We start from the raw sequence: 18,056 nt of genomic DNA on the forward strand, positions 1-18,056 counted from the left end.
TCTTTTTAAATAATCTAGATTAAGCTTACCACAACTGTCTTAAAAATAGGAAACACACGGACCTGGGAAAAAAGAAATACCCCCGGGAAAATTGGTATAGATCACTAGATATCTTATATGGTATATTTGAAAAAAAAGGGTATGAGGGGGATGGGTATGCTTTCATTTTTACAAAAACTCGGGAAGTCATTTATGCTCCCGATTGCGGTTCTGCCTGCGGTTGGAATTATCCTTGCGCTTGGCAGAGAGGATGTATTTAATATCCCGTTTGTCTATCAGGCGGGGACGGCGGTTTTTGATCATCTGCCGCTTATTTTTGCGATCGGTATTGCCATCGGCATTTCAAAAGACAGCAATGGGGCAGCGGGTTTATCAGGGGCGATATCGTATCTGATGCTTGACGCGGCAACAAAGACAATTGATAAAACAAATAACATGGCGGTGTTTGGGGGAATTATTGCCGGTTTAATTGCCGGTTACACCTATAACCGCTTCAAGGATACCAAGCTGCCTGAATATCTCGGGTTCTTCAGTGGCAGACGGCTTGTGCCGATTTTAACAGCCATTATTACGATCATTTTAGCGGGCATATTCGGAGTGGTCTGGCCGCCGATTCAATCGTGTATCAACTCGTTTGGAGAGTGGATGCTCGGGCTCGGCGGCATCGGGGCAGGCATATTCGGCCTATTCAACAGGCTGTTAATTCCGCTTGGCCTTCACCATGTGCTGAACAATATTTTCTGGTTCCAATTCGGAGAATATAACGGAGTGACAGGGGATTTGGCGCGCTTTTTCGCGAAAGATCCGACTGCGGGCACATATATGACCGGATTTTTCCCAATCATGATGTTCGGTCTTCCGGCGGCGTGTCTGGCTATGGTTGTGACTGCGAAGCCGTCTAAACGGAAAGCGACGGCTGGAATGATGATTGGATTTGCTTTAACGGCGTTTATCACAGGGATTACGGAGCCGATTGAGTTTGCATTTATGTTTTTATCTCCGCTTTTATACGCTGTTCACGCGGTCTTAACCGGGTTATCTTTATTTATCGTCAACTGGCTCGGCATCCGCTCAGGCTTCTCTTTTTCAGCCGGAGCTATCGATTATGTGCTCAGCTATGGAATCGCGGAAAAACCGCTGCTTCTGCTTTTGGTAGGTATATGCTATGCGGCAGTATACTTTATCGTGTTTTATGTACTGATTAAGGCTTTGAATTTAAAAACGCCTGGACGGGAAGACGATGATGTGGATGAAGTGCTGGATGAAAATACTGTTCAGGATGTAAATGAAAACATCATGCTGAAAGGGCTCGGCGGAAAAGAAAACCTTCAAACCATTGATCATTGCGCCACAAGGCTGCGACTGACTGTGAAGGATACCGCTTTGGTGGATGAAGCGCTGCTAAAGAAAGCAGGCGCAAAAGGGGTTGTCAAATCGGGCGGGCAATCGGTTCAAGTCATTATTGGCCCGAATGTGGAATTTGCAGCTGAGGAATTGAGGGCTGCTGTCAAATAAAAAAGCGGAGAGGGCAACCTCTCCGCTTTTTCTTATTTATCTTCGTTATCCTTTGACGTTTCGGAAGAATCTTCGTCATGTTTTGTGTAATCATAATCAGAAGGATTCACCTTCTTAAAACCTTTCGGCTCGTAGAACCGCAGCAGGTCTCCGTTTATGATTTTATCGGACATTTCAAGTTCCTTCTTGACGAGTGAGTCTTCTGACTTGTCTACTTCGGATTCATCGAGTTCTTTTCCGGTTTTCGTGTCGTAATACTTACCGGATATTTTCGTGTACTTCGGTGAAATAAAGTCTCCGTTTCGGAACGGAATCACTTCACGGTGTTCTTTCGATAAAATATCAGAACCGGACATCAGATAGTCCTTCGTATCCACTCCGAGCAGATGCAGAATGGTAGGAGCCACATCAACGTCTCCGGCATATTTATGAACTTTCTCGCCCTTCACGCCGGCAGCGTGGATAAAGAGCGGCACCCGTTGAAGCTGGGCGTTGTCGTAATCAGTGATTTCATCCTTGCCAAGCACTTTCGCCATCGCTTTATTGTGGTTTTCAGAGATGCCGTAGTGGTCTCCGTACATTACAATAATCGATTTATCATATAACCCGTCTTTTTTCAGATCATTGAAGAATTGTTCAATGGACTGATCAAGGTAATGGGCTGACTGGAAATAGTTATCGACGACAGAGTCACCAAAGTCTCCAGCCGGGAAGTCTGTATCCCCCTCATCCATTCCGAATGGGAAGTGGTTGGAAAGGGTAATGAACTTCGTATAGAACGGCTGCGGCAGGCTTTCCAGCAGCGGCATTGATTCTTTGAAGAACGGTTTGTCTTTCATGCCGTAGTTTTTCGTGTTTTCTTCGTTCATGTCATAGTAGGCAGAATCAAAGAATTTATCAATGCCTTCCGCTTTGTACATTTCGTTACGGTTCCAGAACGTCTGCGTGTTCCCGTGGAAAGTAGCAGATGTGTAATTCTTAGACTTCAGAATCGCCGGAACGGATTGCAGCGTGTTTTGCGCTTTGTTTACGAAAACTGAACCTTGAGCCAGCGGGTACAGAGAGTTTTCCATCATAAATTCAGCATCAGATGTTTTACCTTGTCCCGTTTGGTGGAAAAAGTTATCAAAGTAGAACGTTTCGTTATCATGTGCCAGTTTATTTAAGAACGGTGTCACTTCTTTGCCGTCAATTTTATAGTCGATGATAAATGACTGTAAAGATTCAAGTGAAACGTAAATGACGTTTTTTCCTTCCGCTTTGCCGAAATACACGTTATTCGGCACATCGTAATTGGCTTTCATGTAGTTTTCTACTTCCGTCACGTCGCTGGAATCGGCAAGCGCGCGCTGGCTGTTGGACTTGATATTCTGTACAGCGTCATAAATCGTGAAATTGTATGTTCCCAAGTATTTCACAAGATAGTTCCGGTCGAATGATCTTGTCAGCAATTCAGGACGGTCTGATTCCGCAACTGCCAGGTTGATCAAGAACACAAGAATTGAAGACGCAAAAATAATTCGGAACGATTTTTTGCTTGACGTTTCGGCAGGCTTGTTTACTTTGATCGCCAAGATGATCAGGATGATCGTATCGATAAAGTAAAAGGCGTCAGTCGGTCTCATCAGCGAAAATGCGCTGTCTCCGAGTTGGCCGCCGTTTGTTTTAGCCTGCATAATGACCGGAATTGTAATAAAATCATTGAAAAATCTGTAGTACACAATGTTGGCGTACAGTAAAAAAGACATTAAAAAATGAATCACTATAATGGCTGTCTGCTGTAATTTTTTCTTGAACAAGAGTCCAAAGCCAAGAAAGAACAAGCTTGAGCTAAGAGGATTCACAAAAAGCAATATTTTTTGTATCGTGTTGTCTATTCCTAAGTTGAAGTTCAGGACATAACCGACATACGTTTTGATCCATAACAGGACGACCGCGATTAAGAAGAAGGCCAGTCCTCTTTCTTTTATAAATGTTTTCATTGTTACACTCCTTTTTTCCGATCCAGTTCGAGCGAAACGATAGAAAAAACGAACGTATCCAATATAACACGAATCAGCAGATTAGAAAAGTGAAAATCGTATGATGGAGAAAGTGGCGAAAAACGCCGTCGAATCAACGTTTCGCTTTGATATTACCAAATGTAAAACAAGGTATCTTTCTAGAAATAAAGGAATAAAATGGTACATTGAGAATTGTATGATAAAATATAAGGTATAGATAAAAAGAGGTGAAATGATGGATTTTTCCCATATTGTGTCTGAAGATAAAATTAAGCGCGCCATCAAAGACGGGGACTTTCAAAACCTCCCGGGAATGGGGAAGCCGCTGCCGAAGGATGACGCGGCACACTTGCCGGAATCGCTGCGCATGGGCTATCGTATTTTGAAAAACGCGGGAATGGCAGAGGACGAGGGCGCGCTCAAAAAAGAGCTTATGACCATCGACCATTTAATCGAAAAGTGCTATGACGAAAAAGAACGCGAGCAATTAATCAGAAAAAAATCTGAAAAGCAATTGCTGCTTGATAAGCTTGTCGACAAAAAAGGCATGTTTTCAAAGCCAGCATCCGCTTTTTATAAGAATAAAGTATATGATCGGCTTGGACGAAACAGACCTTCTTCCAGCTGATTTGTCTTGTCTGCAGGATGGCGATTGATAATAGCCATCCTTTTTATGTTCCAAGTTCTATGTCAAAAGGTTTGTGTTTTTCCATCTATGGGAAATGATTCATAAACGAAAAAAGGGTGATGGGATGGAACGACTATTAGTATGGATAGAGCATATATCTGATTGGCTGTGGGGTCCGCCGCTAATCATCCTGCTGACGGGGACGGGCTTGTATTTCACTATTTTGCTGAAAGGTTTTCAATTTCGCTATCCTTTATACATTTTCAAACAGACAATCGGCAGCGTAGGAAAAAAGCCGAAGGGAGAAGGCACAGTCACACCGCTTCAGGCATTGACCTCAGCCCTCAGTTCAACGATCGGTGCAGCGAACATTGTCGGTGTGCCCGCCGCTATTATGTTTGGAGGGCCAGGAGCGGTTTTTTGGATGTGGCTTATTGCCTTATTTGCCATGGCGATTAAGTTTTCTGAAAGTGTTCTTGCTGTTCATTACAGAGAAAAAAATGAGCAGGGTGAATACGTCGGGGGACCGATGTATTACATAACAAAAGGGCTGCGCATGAAATGGCTCGGCGTATTCTTCTCTGTTGCGCTGATTGTGGAGCTGATTCCCAGCATTATGGTTCAGGGAAATTCGGTTTCAGTCTCGCTTGCCGAGACGTTTTCTTTCAATAAAATATACGCAGGAATCGGAATTGCATTTTTGATTGGGTTAGTGGTGATAGGAGGGGTAAAGCGGATCGGAAAAGTAACAGAGTTTGTCGTGCCTCTTATGGCAGGGGCATACGCAGGTGCCGGTCTCCTGATTGTTCTCATGAATCTATCATCAGTGCCGGCGTTTTTCTCTCTCGTTTTTTCAAATGCGTTTACCTCTTCTTCAGCAGTTGGAGGGTTCGCAGGTGCTGCGTTGGCGGAAACCGTTCGCTGGGGATTTGCCCGCGGGCTTTATTCTAATGAAGCCGGAATGGGAACAGCCCCGATTGCACATGCGGCAGCAATGACTGATCATCCTGTGCGGCAAGGGTTTTGGTCTGTGATCGGCATTGTCATTGACACCTTGATCATCTGCACGACCACTGCTTTTGTCGTTCTTGCATCTGGTGTCTGGACAGGGAAGAACGCCTCAATTGACCCGGCAGCACTGACGACGGCTGCATTTCAGCATTATTTCGGTTCTGGCGGAGGGTACTTCGTTTCGGTTTCCCTAGTCTTCTTTGTCGTATCAACCATTATGGTTGTCATTTTTTACGGCGTAAAGCAAGCTGAATTTCTGTTCGGGCGGCTGGCAGGACACGTGATTAAATTCGTTTATTTAGCGGCTATTATCATTGGTGCCGCAGGCGGAGCAAAAGCCATTTGGGGCTTTTTGGACTTAGCATTGGCTTTTATTCTCGTTCCAAATGTGATTGCGCTGTTGTTATTGAGCAGAAAGGTAAAAGCGCTGTACACCGAATTCTTTACATCTGAACAGTACTACCTGAAAGATATAAGAAAAACAAAACAGAATCCTGTTTATCAAACAAAAGAAGCTAAAAATTCCTAGTGCTTTGCTTTGGCGCTGAACAACGCTTTGCTTTTTATGATCAAATAAATGAGTAAAGGCAGCAAAAGAGAAATCACTACATTAATGATTGGTTTGATTCTGTTAAAGTCGAAGCTGAGTTGTATGTAAGAAGAACCAAAAGCTGCCGGTTGGTGTATACATGGCTTTCGGGTCGTTTTTTGAGTGTAAGAGCGATAGGCTGTACCACGATACTTCACTATAATGACGGAAATCCAAAAGGCCGTGATGATCAGGCCTGTACGATCCAAGATACAATCATCACCATGGGGCAGACCCAATTTCCGCATCAGTACTGTCCCAATAACAAGAGCGCCGAGGATGCCGACCGTCTGACCAACGGTTTTCGGCAGGCGCACTCCCTTTTCACGGAGAGCCTCAGCTGTTTGGCGGGGAAAGAAATCGGCTAGCGGGCAGACGCCGCCCTGAACATTATACCCTGAGGCTTTCAGTGAAGCCCTCTCTCGATCCTTTGATGGTCGATTCTGTTATTAACTTTTCAAAGTTTCTTCATAAACAATAAATCCGCACAGCCCGTTTCCAAAGTCAAATTGTCTAAATACGATGTCTGAGCAGCCTTCTGTTAATAAGGTCAGATTTTCGAGGTTTTCCTTCAAATTGGGAGAGATCGGTCTGTCCTGATTGTCTTCAAGCTCTTTGATGAGCTGAAGCGCTTTGTCGCGTTTATTCATAGAGGCTCACCCTGCTTTTTAATGTCATATTCAATAAGTGCTTGTGACTTTTAGGGTAACCTTGTCTGTTTCATATATTCCAGACTAGGATGAAAGCGCTATAAAAAAGTGTTGACTACCTGTATATACAGGAATACAATATGATTATAAGTTGTATATACAAGTTATAAAAACGGATACGGAGGGGTTGGCATGGGGGAACTGAACAAATCGGCACGTCAGATTGTCGAAGCAGTCGGCGGTGCTGAAAATATTGCAGCGGCAACTCATTGTGTTACACGTTTGCGTTTTGCTTTAATAGATGAAAGCAAGGTTGACCAAGAGATGCTTGATCAAATTGATGTGGTAAAGGGATCATTCTCGACAAACGGACAGTTTCAGGTCGTAATCGGCCAGGGAACTGTCAATAAAGTATATGCTGAACTGGTTAAGGAAACGGGGATTGGCGAGTCAACAAAGGATGAAGTGAAGAAGGCCTCAGAAAAAAATATGAATCCTTTGCAGCGTGCTGTGAAAACGCTTGCAGATATTTTTATTCCAATATTGCCTGCGATTGTCACGGCGGGTCTTTTAATGGGGATCAATAACATTTTAACGGCGGAAGGCATTTTCTTCAGCACAAAATCGATTGTGCAGGTTTATCCGCAGTGGGCGGATCTTGCTAATATGATTAACCTGATTGCAGGCACGGCCTTTACGTTTTTGCCTGCGTTAATCGGATGGTCTGCCGTCAAGCGGTTCGGCGGCAATCCGCTTCTCGGCATTGTGCTCGGAGTTATGCTCGTGCATCCTGATTTGCTGAATGCGTGGGGATATGGCGCGGCAGAACAAAGCGGAGAGATCCCGGTATGGAATCTATTCGGCCTAGAGGTGCAGAAAGTCGGCTATCAGGGCCAGGTGCTCCCAATTTTGCTTGCTTCTTATATGCTGGCGAAGATTGAGGTATTTTTAACAAAACGCACACCTGAGGGCATACAGCTGCTCGTTGTCGCACCAATTACGCTTCTCTTAACGGGATTTGCCTCTTTTATCATTATCGGCCCGATTACATTTGCGATCGGTAATGTACTGACTTCAGGGCTTATTTCGGTGTTTGGTTCTTTTGCCGCACTGGGCGGTCTGTTATATGGCGGTTTCTACTCAGCGCTCGTGATTACCGGTATGCATCACACGTTTCTTGCAGTCGACCTTCAGCTCATCGGTTCAAAGCTCGGCGGCACCTTTTTATGGCCGATGCTGGCGCTTTCTAATATCGCACAAGGTTCGGCGGCTCTGGCCATGATGTTTATCGTGAAGGATGAGAAACAAAAAGGCCTCTCCCTCACATCAGGGATTTCTGCTTATCTTGGCATTACAGAGCCTGCCATCTTTGGGGTGAATCTGCGATACAGATTCCCGTTTATCATTGCAATGGTCAGCTCTGGCCTGGCCGGAATGTATATTTCTTCTCAAGGTGTGCTGGCAAGCTCCGTCGGTGTCGGCGGCGTGCCGGGGATTTTCTCAATCATGAGCCAGTACTGGGGCGCGTTTGCAATCGGGATGGCTATTGTATTGATCGTGCCGTTTGCCGGAACATACGCGTATGCGAGATTCAAACATAAATAACAAGTGGGGAGCGGGACGTGTTGAACGTTCCCTTTTCCGGTTTTCAATTTAAATATGGTGGTGGAGACAGATGAAAACAGAACAAACGCCATGGTGGAAAAAAGCTGTGGTTTATCAAATTTATCCGAAAAGCTTTAACGATACGACGGGAAATGGTGTCGGCGATTTGAACGGCATTATTGAAAAGCTGGATTACTTAAAAACACTTCAAGTGGATGTGCTATGGCTGACGCCGATTTATGATTCTCCTCAGCATGATAATGGGTACGATATTCGTGATTATTACTCGATTTATCCTGAATACGGAACGATGGAGGATTTTGAGCGGCTAGTGTCCGAAGCACATAAAAGAGACCTGAAAGTCGTCATGGATCTTGTTGTCAATCATACGTCAACAGAGCACAAATGGTTTCGCGAGGCGATCTCTTCCATAGACAGCCCGTATCGTGATTTTTATATATGGAAAGACCCGCAGGAAAACGGTTCTGTTCCGACGAACTGGGAATCGAAATTCGGCGGCTCGGCATGGGAGCTTGACGAAGCATCGGGCCAATACTATTTGCATCTGTTTGATGTGACACAGGCTGATTTGAATTGGGAAAATGAAGAGGTCAGAAAGCATGTCTATGACATGATGCATTTTTGGTTTGAAAAGGGAATAGATGGCTTCAGGCTTGATGTCATCAACCTGATTTCTAAAGATCAGCGCTTTCCGGATGCGGAGGACGGCGGCGACGGCCGCTCTTTTTACACTGACGGGCCGCGGGTGCACGAATTTCTGCATGAAATGAACGAAAAGGTGTTTTCGCATTACGACAGCATGACGGTCGGTGAGATGTCTTCAACAACCGTAGACCACTGCATCCGGTATACGAATCCTGACAATAAAGAACTTGATATGACATTCAGCTTCCATCATCTCAAGGTTGACTATCCTAACGGCGAAAAATGGGCCTTGGCGCCGTTTGATTTTTTGAAGCTGAAGGAGATCCTATCTGACTGGCAAACGGGGATGCACGCAGGAGGAGGATGGAACGCTCTGTTCTGGTGCAATCATGATCAGCCGCGCGTTGTATCAAGATATGGAGATGATGGCGCATATAGGGTGAAATCGGCGAAAATGCTTGCTACGGCCATTCATATGATGCAGGGCACGCCTTATATTTATCAGGGCGAGGAGCTGGGGATGACGAATCCGAAGTTTACTGACATAAGCTCCTATCGGGATGTCGAATCGCTGAACATGTATCACGCCTTTAAGGAAAAAGGAATGGCTGATCAAGAGATTACAGCCATTTTACAGGCGAAATCCCGTGACAATTCCAGAACCCCCGTTCAGTGGGATGCTACGGAGAATGGCGGTTTTACAACGGGCACACCATGGATACCGGTTGCAGGAAATTACCGGGAAATCAATGCTGAAGCGGCGCTGAGGGATCAGAATTCGGTGTTTTACCATTATCAAAAATTGATTCGAATTCGCAAAATGTATGACATTGTGACAGAGGGAACGTATGAGTTAATCGCAAAGGATGACCCGAACATTTTTGCGTATCTCAGACACGGCAGCAATGAAAAGCTGCTCGTGATCAATAATTTTTACGGGACAGAGGCGGCCTTTACACTGCCGGACTCTTTAGCGCCTGACGAATGGAAGGCAGAGGTGCTGTTGACGAACGATGAAGCAAGGGAAGGGCTTCAGAACATGACGCTTCGCCCGTATGAGTCCATTGTTTATCGTTTAACGAAACCGTGTTAAACTAAGCTGGGTGGTCCATAATGAAGGTGAATAAATTCATCACAATTTATAAAGACATCGCACAGCAAATTGAAGGCGGCCGATGGAAAGCGGAGGAGATTCTTCCGTCTGAACATGAGTTGACCGCACAGTACGGTACATCAAGAGAAACGGTCCGAAAGGCGCTTCATATGCTCGCGCAAAACGGTTATATCCAGAAAATCAGGGGAAAAGGCTCCGTCGTGCTCAACCGTGAAAAAATGCAGTTTCCCGTTTCGGGCCTTGTCAGCTTCAAGGAGCTCGCGCAAACGCTTGGCAAAGAAACGAAAACAACTGTACACAAATTCGGGCTGGAGCCTCCGTCAGAGCTGATCCAAAAACAGCTCCGGGCCAATCTGGATGACGACATCTGGGAAGTCATCAGGTCTAGAAAGATTGACGGGGAACATGTGATTTTGGACAAGGATTACTTTTTCAGAAAGCATGTCCCTCACCTGACGAAAGAAATTTGTGAAAACTCCATATATGAGTATATAGAAGGAGAGCTCGGTCTTTCGATCAGTTACGCCCAAAAAGAAATTGTCGCCGAGCCGTGTACGGACGAGGACAGAGAGCTGCTCGATTTACGCGGCTATGACCATATGGTCGTGGTGAGAAACTACGTCTTTTTGGAGGATACCAGTTTGTTTCAATATACGGAAAGCAGACACCGTCTCGACAAATTCCGATTTGTTGATTTTGCGCGGCGGGGGAAATGAGAGAGGCGCCTGCCTGAGGCAGCGCGCTTTTTTGTTTGGTATCAAAATTGATACTATCCAACAAAAATGTGCGTACTTTTACTTTTTATCATAATGGCTACAATAGAGATGAGAGTAACCTAAAGGAGAGGTGTTTTACATGGCAGATCTAAAGAAACAAATTCTGGATGCATACAATTTCAGGCATGCGACTAAGGAATTTGACCCGAATAAAAAAGTGTCAGACAGCGATTTTGAATTTATTTTAGAAACAGGAAGACTGTCTCCGAGCTCACTTGGTCTTGAGCCTTGGAAATTTGTCGTCGTCCAAAATCCGGAGTTCCGCGAGAAGCTTCGTGAATACACATGGGGCGCGCAAAAGCAGCTGCCGACCGCAAGCCATTTCGTCCTGATTCTTGCGCGTACAGCGAAGGATATCAAATATAATGCGGACTACATCAAACGTCATTTAAAAGAAGTAAAACAAATGCCTCAAGACGTGTACGAAGGCTATTTAAGCAAAACAGAAGAATTCCAGAAAAACGATTTGCATTTGCTTGAAAGTGACAGAACATTGTTTGACTGGGCATCAAAACAAACCTATATCGCGCTTGGCAACATGATGACTGCCGCTGCGCAAATCGGTGTTGATTCCTGCCCGATCGAAGGCTTCCAGTACGATCACATTCACCGTATTCTTGAAGAAGAAGGCCTTCTGGAAAACGGAAGCTTCGATATTTCTGTGATGGTGGCATTTGGCTACCGAGTGAGAGACCCTCGTCCGAAAACAAGATCTGCTGTTGAAGATGTTGTGAAGTGGGTTTAAATAAAGAAAGCTGCTCGCTTAGCGAGCAGCTCTTTTTTTATGCCTGATTCGTTCTATTCTGTTTTCTCCTCTGATGTAAGTACATTGCAGTTCCGAGTGCGCTGATAAGAAATCCGGCCAACAGGATCGAGTACATGGATGTGGCTGTGTCCGGAAGCAGGCCGCCAGCCGGACCGTCTGTTCCTGATCCGCCCGAACCGTTTCCTCCAGAGCCGTTAGTCGGTTGAGTGCCGGGAGGCGTATCATTTCCTCCGTTTCCGTCAGTCGGCTGTTTTCCGCCTGGTTTGTCGGAGCCTCCGCCATGACTGCCGTCATCACCGCCTGTCGGTTGGTCGGACGGGAATGCCGGCGGTTTGTTGTTCGAACCGGAATTTAAGATCGTGTATTCGCTGAAGTGGTTTGTATATCCTGTCACCATATCATCGTCAACTGATCCGTTATCTGTCTTTGTGAAAGCTCTCTTTTTCCTGTCGACGTGATAAATGGCAGGGTTATGAGCTTCTTCAATATCAAACATGCGAAGCGAAAGCTGTACGGGCTCCTTGAATGATTTTATTTCTTTTCCTTTTTGCTTTACTGTAAAGTCATATACATCTGCCAATGACACATTCAATTCTCCCGTCGACTTGATTCCGATTGCAGTGTCTGCAGTTTTAAGGTTCGCCATTGGCATCTTCATGCTGTACCAGTAGTTGAACACCGTCAATGAAGGATCTGACTCTCTTTCTTTCAAAAGTTTGACCTGATCTTTTTTTACTTTGAGATTGATAGGCTTCTCTTGTGATCCTTCATGTGTTCCGTAATAGACAAGCGGCGTGTTGGCATTTTTAGCGTAAATCTCAAATTTGTCTTCATCAAGTGTCCAGCTGCCGTCCTTCTGCTTTGTCGGCAGGAATACTTCTTTGATCCGTCCTTCAACTTTAGGAGAGACCTTGTTTCCTAGTTTTTTCAGCTGTTCGGTGAAAATCTCATAATCAACGTAGCCAAGGTCTTCACCATGGGAGGCTTCTGTAAAGACAGAATATCCGTCTCCTCCGGCACCGACAAAATTATTTGTTGCCACGCGGTAGGTATCATCCGTATTTATAGCAACTTTGTCTCCGTTAGGCGATTCAATTTTCACTTCTAACACACGGTGCCCAGGTTCGTTGTTTAATGTAAAGGTATATTCGATTCCGGCCACCTGAGGGAAAGCGCCGCCGCCATTTTCCACATTGCTTAGGCCTTGTTCAAGGGCTTCTTTAATTTGTTTTCCGGTTAAATCGGCCACGTAAAGCGTATTGCCGAACGGCATCACGTTGAGCACCTCGCCGAGTGTGATATCACCTTTGTCAATGCCGGCTCTGATGCCGCCGCCATTTGTTATCGCTATTCTGGCGCCGGCTGCTTCTTTCGCTTTTGCCAGCATACCGTCCGCGATGAAGTTTCCGAGATTCGTTTCTTTCGTGCGCACATGCTCACGCTGGCCGTCAAGCGCCACATCCGTATAGCCGACTTTTTCATTTTTTAAGTCCTCTAATTCATTTTTGAACTGATCGAGCTTTTGTTTGGCTTCTGCATTTTCTTCTGTATGCTCATCAATTGGCAGCACGCTCAGATTTGATTTGTCTGTTTGCACAACGCCATTTTCATCAAACGCGACATCAACGCGCCCCAAGAATTGGCCGTATTCTTTTGCCTGCGCCACGATCGTCGGTTCTTCGTTGTTTACGACCTCCATTTTGTCAACGAGGGTGTGAGTGTGTCCGCCGATGATCAAGTCAATGCCTTTTACTTTTTTGGCTAGCTCAAGATCACGGTTATGACCGATATGGGTTAAAGCAATAATTTTATTTACCTTTTCTTCTTCCTGAATCGCTTTGACGGTGTTTTGTGCTGTTTCAAAGGCATCATTGAATACGATGCTTTTGCCCGGGCTTGATGTGGTGGCTGTATCTTCTGTTGTCAGGCCGAATACGGCGACTTTCTCTCCGTCAACGTCTAACAGAATGTAAGGATGGATGCCGGCCTCCTTCTTTTCACCTGCCGTAAAGGTTTGCGGCTTTTTGACAAATGATTTCAGCTTGGGCTCATTTGACACATCTACGTTTGCGCTGACAATCGGAAATTCCGGCGCTTCAAAGTGATAGCGGTTCGCTGGATCAACGGTTGCGCTGTTTCCGCTTAGAAAATCAGAAAGCACTGTCGGGCCTTTATCAAATTCATGGTTCCCGAAGGTCATGGCGTCATAGCCCATCATGTTCATCATTTTCAGATCGGCCAAACCGTTCCATTTAGTAAAATACAGATCGCCGGAAAACACATCTCCCGCATCAAGGAGAATGTTGTGATTTGTTTCGCTGCGTACTTCGTTGATTTTCGTCATTCGTCTCGCTGCATCATCGAGATGTGCGTGCGTATCATTGGTGTGCATGACGGTCAGGTCCCACAGTCCGTCTTTAGGAGGATCTGGATTTGAATCATCATCGAATTGCAGCTTATACACACCATAGCCTTCATTCGCAGACTTGCCTACATAAGCGACGTCGTCTGCTTTATCGGCAAATGGCTTGGCCAAAAGCGAGGATTCAAACGTCAGATTCGTGCCGGAAACAGGCGCGATTGACCAGTTGTTGTCTGCCTTTGGATTGACTGTTTTTTGTTCAATAATGTAATCCATCAGCACCTGCCTATTTTCAACTGCAGAGCCGTGGACAATTTTATCGCTCGTCAGATGAGGGAACCCGCCGCCTCCGGACGCACGATAGTTATTGGTGACTACGAGAAATTCCTGGCTTGGGCTGATCGGCTTGCCTTCATAGGAAAGGTTGATGATCCGGGATGAATCCGCATTGATCACTTTTCCGTTCTCATTGTATTTAGCCGGTTTTGTCACATCGACCTGATATGTGACACCGTCAATCACGTCAAAATTATAGGAGCGGAAATTCTCGTTCAGCAAGGCCTGGTCGCCGCCTTTAGCTGGATCAATTTGATTGAATTGGCCTGCTGACATCTCCAGCCAGTCCTTGACCTCGCTGCCTGTCAGCTTGACGATTTGAACAGTATTATCGTAAAGATACAAGTCACCGACATTTTTAATCGCAAGATCTCCGGCTGGAATGTTTGTATAGTAATTGGCTCCGTTTCTGCCGCCTGCTTTAAACGGCGCTCCAGCGGATAAAATCGGCAGGTTCTTGTACTCGGTATCCTTCATTTCTTTTTCAGCGTACCACTTTTGCGCGTCAGTCACGATCTGAATGGAAGGATCATCTTTGACCTGTGCAAAGAAGCTGTTAATATCTGCTTCGGTTTTGCCGACTGGCTTTCGGACATACTCCAGTGTGTTTTGGTGTGTTTGCTGAATGGTGTTTGTAACGGTTTCGTTTCTTGATGTGACGTTGCCAGCAATAGATTCAATACTTCCTTTGGAATCTGCTACTTTCCATGAGCCGTCCGCCTTTTCAAGCTTGAGGTCAATCACGCCTAAATATTTGCCCCAGCTGCTTGGCATGACGACAGGAATGCCGTTAATTGTTCCCTTTTCCACATTGAACTGAGCAACACCCGCATACTCGGCGGAAGGAAAGAGTCCGTGCTGATGGCCCGAGATAATCGCGTCAATGCCTTTCGTTTTAGTGGCAAGGTCAAACACGGCGTTTTCTGCGCCTGATGATTGCGCCTGCTTTTCAATGCCGGTGTGGGCGAGGGCAATAATGACATCTGCGCCTTCCGCCTTCATTTTCGGGATCGTTTCATTGGCGGATTCTACGATATCCTGCACCTGAACTTGCCCCTCGAGATTCTTTTTGTCCCATGTCATGATTTGCGGCGGGACAAAGCCTATGTAGCCGACTTTTACTTTCTGCTCATTACCGTTTTCATCAATGAGGGTTTTTTCATTAATCATATACGGCGTATAACGGTTTTCGCCGCTAGTTGTTTTGACGTTGGCATTTACAATCGGGAAATCGGCTCCTTTGATTGTGCCGTCGAGAAAGTCGAGCCCGTAGTTGAATTCATGATTGCCAAGCGTTCCGGCGTCGTATTTCAGCGCATTCATGACGCTGATAATCGGATGGGTTTTCGTGCCGGAGATAATGTCGTCTTTTTGATATTTCACCGCGTATTCACCCAGCGGATTCCCTTGAATCAAGTCGCCGTTATCCACAAGCAGAGTGTTAGGGTTTTGCTCGCGGTGCTTTTGGATCAATTGCGCTGTTCTTGCCAGACCGAAATCCGCCGTTTCTTTGTCGCTGTAGTAATCGTAATCCATCATGTTGGCATGAATATCAGTTGTAGCCAAAATACTCAGATGCACCTGAGGAGCCGCGCTTTCTTCTGCATGAATGGGTGGTGTTGGGAGGATTAGGCTAAGTATCATAATTGGGGGCAAAAGAATACGGAGAATGTTTTCGACGTGTGTTCGTCTTTTCTGTATTCTCACCAGTTCTCCACCTTTCAACGAAATTTGTGTTACAGCTCCTATTGTAAGAATATTTTGTAACTATTTGTAGGTGTTTCTTTATGATTATTGTAAAAGGGAGAAAAATGAGTACTATGTAGCAGCTTCAAGCGACAAATACTGGGTATTTATGCTTATCGTTTGTCCATATTCGCAAAATGTTTATTTTAGTGTGGCTGGGGTAGAGTGTTTTATGTAGACATATAAAGCGGGAGGTTATGAACCATGGGGAAAAAAATTGCAGTTGTTTTGACAGATTACTTTGAGGACAGCGAGTACACTGAGCCTGCGAAAGCCTTTAAAGAAGCGGGACATGAACTGACTGTCATCGAAAATGAAAAAGGAAAAACAGTAAAAGGCAAGCAGGGAAAAGCGGAAGTGACGGTTGACGCGTCCATTGACGACGTAAACCCTTCAGACTTTGATGCGCTTTTGATTCCCGGAGGATTTTCACCAGACCAGCTTCGCGCTGACGATCGTTTCGTCCAATTTACAAAAGCGTTTATGACTGACAAAAAACCGGTATTCGCCATTTGCCACGGCCCGCAGCTTTTAATCAATGCGAAAGCGCTCGACGGCCGAAAAGCGACGGGCTATACGTCTATTCGTGTTGACATGGAAAACGCCGGTGCCGACGTTGTGGACAAGGAAGTGGTTGTTTGCCAGGATCAATTGGTCACTAGCCGCACACCGGACGATATACCGGCATTTAATCGCGAGTCATTGGCATTGCTTGAGAAATAAGAAAAAACGGACGCTCTTGGGCGTCCGTTTTTTTGTTGCTTAGGCTTGAGCACCTGTCAGTTTCTTGTACCTGTAATACAAGAAAGCAGCTGCAGCCGTTCCGATGACCGCAATGCCGAAGTCGAATATGAAAATATGAGCGATGCCCCCCGCTTTTGCGATAAGCCCTGTTGCAATCGGCAGCAGAATCGATGCAAGGCTTGAAGCGGTCGCTACAATTCCGGTAACGGTTCCTTTTCGCTTCCAGAAAAGCTCTGTCATTAACGTAATGGTAATTTGAAACACACCCGCAGTTGAAAAGCCTAAGAAAAAGGCAGTGATGTCCAGCACAACTGGGATATGAACGGTCAGCATGACTGCGAGCGTACATAAAGTAATAATAGGATATAAGAGCGTTATGAAGACAGGTTTGACCCATCTGTTCAGCAAAACGGCTAATAATAAAACAGATGCCAGAGATCCTATACTATAATAGCTCAGCAATTGTACAGATGCTGATTCAGCTAAACCGGCTGCCTTTTGCGCGTAGCTCGGGAGCCAGATTTGAGAAACCGTAAATAAAGCCGTGGATGTAAAACCGATGATAATCAGTGCGGTGCCTTCTTTCTGAAAAACGGGTTCAGACAAGAAAACGGGAGATTCCTGTTGTCCGCTATTAGTTGGTTTCTTATGTTTTTTAGGAAACGAAAGCGTTGATAAATAAATAATATTCAGGAGATAGACCGCTGCCGGCAGATAAAAAGCAAATCCGTAAAACATGCTGTGGTCTGCTAAAAATGTGATCAAAAGCGGCAAAAGTGCGGCCCCGACAGACATAAAGGCCTTGACCAAGACATTCGCCGAACCGGAAGCAGACGGAAAGAGCTCGGTTAGGGCCGGATATGTTCCGGCATCCATCGCTGAATTTGCGACTCCGGCTAATAAGGCGAAAACAAACGCCAGCTCATAGCTCGGTGATAAAGGAATACCGACTAAAAAGACGGCCATAATTCCTGCAGAAGCGACAACAAGCGGCTTTCTGCCGATTTTATCTGATAGAACGCCGGAAATGCCGTATGTCAGCAGTTTGCCAAACCCGATAGCGGCAATGACATAACTGATGCCAGTCGGATCGGTATTCCACTGTTTTGTTAATGAGGACATATTGGATGCGAGAATGATGTTGACCATCCCCAGAAAGAAGTAGTTGATATACATTCCGGATGCTGTTTTGATAGATGTCGTTTGCATGCTTGTACTCCTTCAAATCTTATTCGAACACTTTGCTGTTTACTGTTCTAAGGAAAATTGGTTTGGGGAAATGATAAAAAAGACTCGCCGAGTTTCCGGCCAGTCTCCATTATTTACGAAGCGAGGCTAATTCTTGAGCAATCGCCTGCATTTCACTTGGGCTGAATGATTCTTTTTTCATCACCATGCTGTGAAGGTACGTGAGGTCTTCAATCTTCTCATCACTGAAATCCTCCGCTTTGATTACGCCGACGTTCAGCATGTTCAGCTTTTGGGAAATCTCTTCAATCATTTGAGTTAATGTTTCTGTATTTGGGCTGGACAAATGGTTCCATC

13 protein-coding genes and 2 pseudogenes are annotated in these 18,056 nt (G+C 45.4%); 9 read left to right on the top strand and 6 right to left on the bottom strand.

Going from position 1 to position 18,056, the window contains the following annotated elements; genetic code table 11:
• Positions 1-156: 156 nt before the first annotated feature.
• Positions 157-1,515, top strand: coding sequence for an N-acetylglucosamine-specific PTS transporter subunit IIBC (nagE, locus tag MKY10_RS04155; protein WP_003243372.1), 1,359 nt, complete (start codon positions 157-159; stop codon positions 1,513-1,515).
• Positions 1,516-1,547: 32 nt separating this feature from the next.
• Here the strand turns inward: nagE and ltaS are convergent, their stop codons facing one another.
• A complete protein-coding gene (gene ltaS / locus MKY10_RS04160) occupies positions 1,548-3,497 on the bottom strand; it encodes a lipoteichoic acid synthase (RefSeq protein ID WP_003233694.1) in 1,950 nt (649 codons plus the stop codon).
• A 100-nt stretch (positions 3,498-3,597) separates the two neighbouring features.
• Here ltaS and MKY10_RS04165 point away from each other — a divergent pair, with 100 nt between their 5' ends.
• From MKY10_RS04165 to MKY10_RS04175, 3 genes are all read left to right on the top strand, one after another.
• Positions 3,598-3,735, top strand: coding sequence for a hypothetical protein (locus MKY10_RS04165; RefSeq protein ID WP_072557053.1), 138 nt, complete (start codon positions 3,598-3,600; stop codon positions 3,733-3,735).
• Positions 3,736-3,753: 18 nt separating this feature from the next.
• Entirely contained in the window at positions 3,754-4,146 is a 393-nt protein-coding gene (locus MKY10_RS04170; protein ID WP_003233692.1) for a DUF1992 domain-containing protein, read from the top strand.
• A gap of 124 nt (positions 4,147-4,270) precedes the next feature.
• Positions 4,271-5,686, top strand: a complete 1,416-nt coding sequence (locus MKY10_RS04175; protein WP_015252561.1) for a sodium:alanine symporter family protein — start codon at positions 4,271-4,273, stop codon at positions 5,684-5,686.
• On the opposite strand, the pseudogene MKY10_RS04180 reads toward MKY10_RS04175, so the two are convergent.
• Positions 5,683-5,955: pseudogene (locus MKY10_RS04180) on the bottom strand (spore gernimation protein); the annotation flags it as partial. The gene MKY10_RS04175 and the pseudogene MKY10_RS04180 overlap by 4 nt on opposite strands.
• A gap of 261 nt (positions 5,956-6,216) precedes the next feature.
• Positions 6,217-6,396 (bottom strand): annotated as a pseudogene (locus MKY10_RS04185) (spore germination protein); the annotation flags it as partial.
• Between the two features lie 192 nt (positions 6,397-6,588).
• On the opposite strand from MKY10_RS04185, the gene treP reads away from it, so the two are divergent.
• From treP to MKY10_RS04205, 4 genes are all read left to right on the top strand, one after another.
• Positions 6,589-8,001: a PTS system trehalose-specific EIIBC component gene (gene treP, locus MKY10_RS04190; RefSeq protein WP_003233682.1), complete on the top strand. Its 1,413-nt coding sequence runs from the start codon at positions 6,589-6,591 to the stop codon at positions 7,999-8,001.
• A gap of 70 nt (positions 8,002-8,071) precedes the next feature.
• On the top strand, positions 8,072-9,760 hold the full coding sequence (gene treC, locus MKY10_RS04195; protein ID WP_339226213.1) for an alpha,alpha-phosphotrehalase: 1,689 nt from the start codon (positions 8,072-8,074) through the stop codon (positions 9,758-9,760).
• A gap of 20 nt (positions 9,761-9,780) precedes the next feature.
• The gene (treR, locus tag MKY10_RS04200) at positions 9,781-10,497 is read left to right on the top strand and encodes a trehalose operon repressor (RefSeq protein WP_003233679.1); all 717 of its coding nucleotides are present in this window, start codon (positions 9,781-9,783) and stop codon (positions 10,495-10,497) included.
• Positions 10,498-10,636: 139 nt separating this feature from the next.
• Positions 10,637-11,302, top strand: coding sequence for an NAD(P)H-dependent oxidoreductase (locus tag MKY10_RS04205; protein WP_014476144.1), 666 nt, complete (start codon positions 10,637-10,639; stop codon positions 11,300-11,302).
• A 37-nt stretch (positions 11,303-11,339) separates the two neighbouring features.
• On the opposite strand, the gene MKY10_RS04210 is transcribed toward MKY10_RS04205, so the two are convergent.
• Entirely contained in the window at positions 11,340-15,728 is a 4,389-nt protein-coding gene (locus MKY10_RS04210; protein ID WP_015252558.1) for a multifunctional 2',3'-cyclic-nucleotide 2'-phosphodiesterase/3'-nucleotidase/5'-nucleotidase, read from the bottom strand.
• Positions 15,729-15,971: 243 nt separating this feature from the next.
• Here MKY10_RS04210 and yfkM point away from each other — a divergent pair, with 243 nt between their 5' ends.
• The gene (gene yfkM, locus MKY10_RS04215; protein WP_003233673.1) at positions 15,972-16,490 is read left to right on the top strand and encodes a general stress protein 18; all 519 of its coding nucleotides are present in this window, start codon (positions 15,972-15,974) and stop codon (positions 16,488-16,490) included.
• Positions 16,491-16,529: 39 nt separating this feature from the next.
• Here the strand turns inward: yfkM and MKY10_RS04220 are convergent, their stop codons facing one another.
• Positions 16,530-17,720 (bottom strand): MFS transporter, encoded by a 1,191-nt coding sequence (locus tag MKY10_RS04220; RefSeq protein ID WP_003243812.1) that lies wholly within the window; start codon positions 17,718-17,720, stop codon positions 16,530-16,532.
• Positions 17,721-17,829: 109 nt separating this feature from the next.
• Positions 17,830-18,045 (bottom strand): DUF1128 domain-containing protein, encoded by a 216-nt coding sequence (locus MKY10_RS04225; RefSeq protein ID WP_010330293.1) that lies wholly within the window; start codon positions 18,043-18,045, stop codon positions 17,830-17,832.
• Between the last annotated feature and the right edge of the window lie 11 nt (positions 18,046-18,056).

The organism is Bacillus sp. FSL P4-0290, from assembly GCF_037975435.1.
GTDB classification, from domain to species: Bacteria; Bacillota; Bacilli; order Bacillales; family Bacillaceae; genus Bacillus; species Bacillus subtilis.

Excerpts from the sequence above, each read along its gene's own strand:
- nagE (WP_003243372.1), top strand. The coding sequence starts at position 157 with ATGCTTTCATTTTTACAAAAACTCGGGAAGTCATTTATGCTCCCGATT.
- ltaS (WP_003233694.1), bottom strand. The coding sequence starts at position 3,497 with ATGAAAACATTTATAAAAGAAAGAGGACTGGCCTTCTTCTTAATCGCG.
- MKY10_RS04165 (WP_072557053.1), top strand. The coding sequence starts at position 3,598 with ATGATGGAGAAAGTGGCGAAAAACGCCGTCGAATCAACGTTTCGCTTT.
- MKY10_RS04170 (WP_003233692.1), top strand. The coding sequence starts at position 3,754 with ATGGATTTTTCCCATATTGTGTCTGAAGATAAAATTAAGCGCGCCATC.
- MKY10_RS04175 (WP_015252561.1), top strand. The coding sequence starts at position 4,271 with ATGGAACGACTATTAGTATGGATAGAGCATATATCTGATTGGCTGTGG.
- treP (WP_003233682.1), top strand. The coding sequence starts at position 6,589 with ATGGGGGAACTGAACAAATCGGCACGTCAGATTGTCGAAGCAGTCGGC.
- treC (WP_339226213.1), top strand. The coding sequence starts at position 8,072 with ATGAAAACAGAACAAACGCCATGGTGGAAAAAAGCTGTGGTTTATCAA.
- treR (WP_003233679.1), top strand. The coding sequence starts at position 9,781 with ATGAAGGTGAATAAATTCATCACAATTTATAAAGACATCGCACAGCAA.
- MKY10_RS04205 (WP_014476144.1), top strand. The coding sequence starts at position 10,637 with ATGGCAGATCTAAAGAAACAAATTCTGGATGCATACAATTTCAGGCAT.
- yfkM (WP_003233673.1), top strand. The coding sequence starts at position 15,972 with ATGGGGAAAAAAATTGCAGTTGTTTTGACAGATTACTTTGAGGACAGC.
- MKY10_RS04220 (WP_003243812.1), bottom strand. The coding sequence starts at position 17,720 with ATGCAAACGACATCTATCAAAACAGCATCCGGAATGTATATCAACTAC.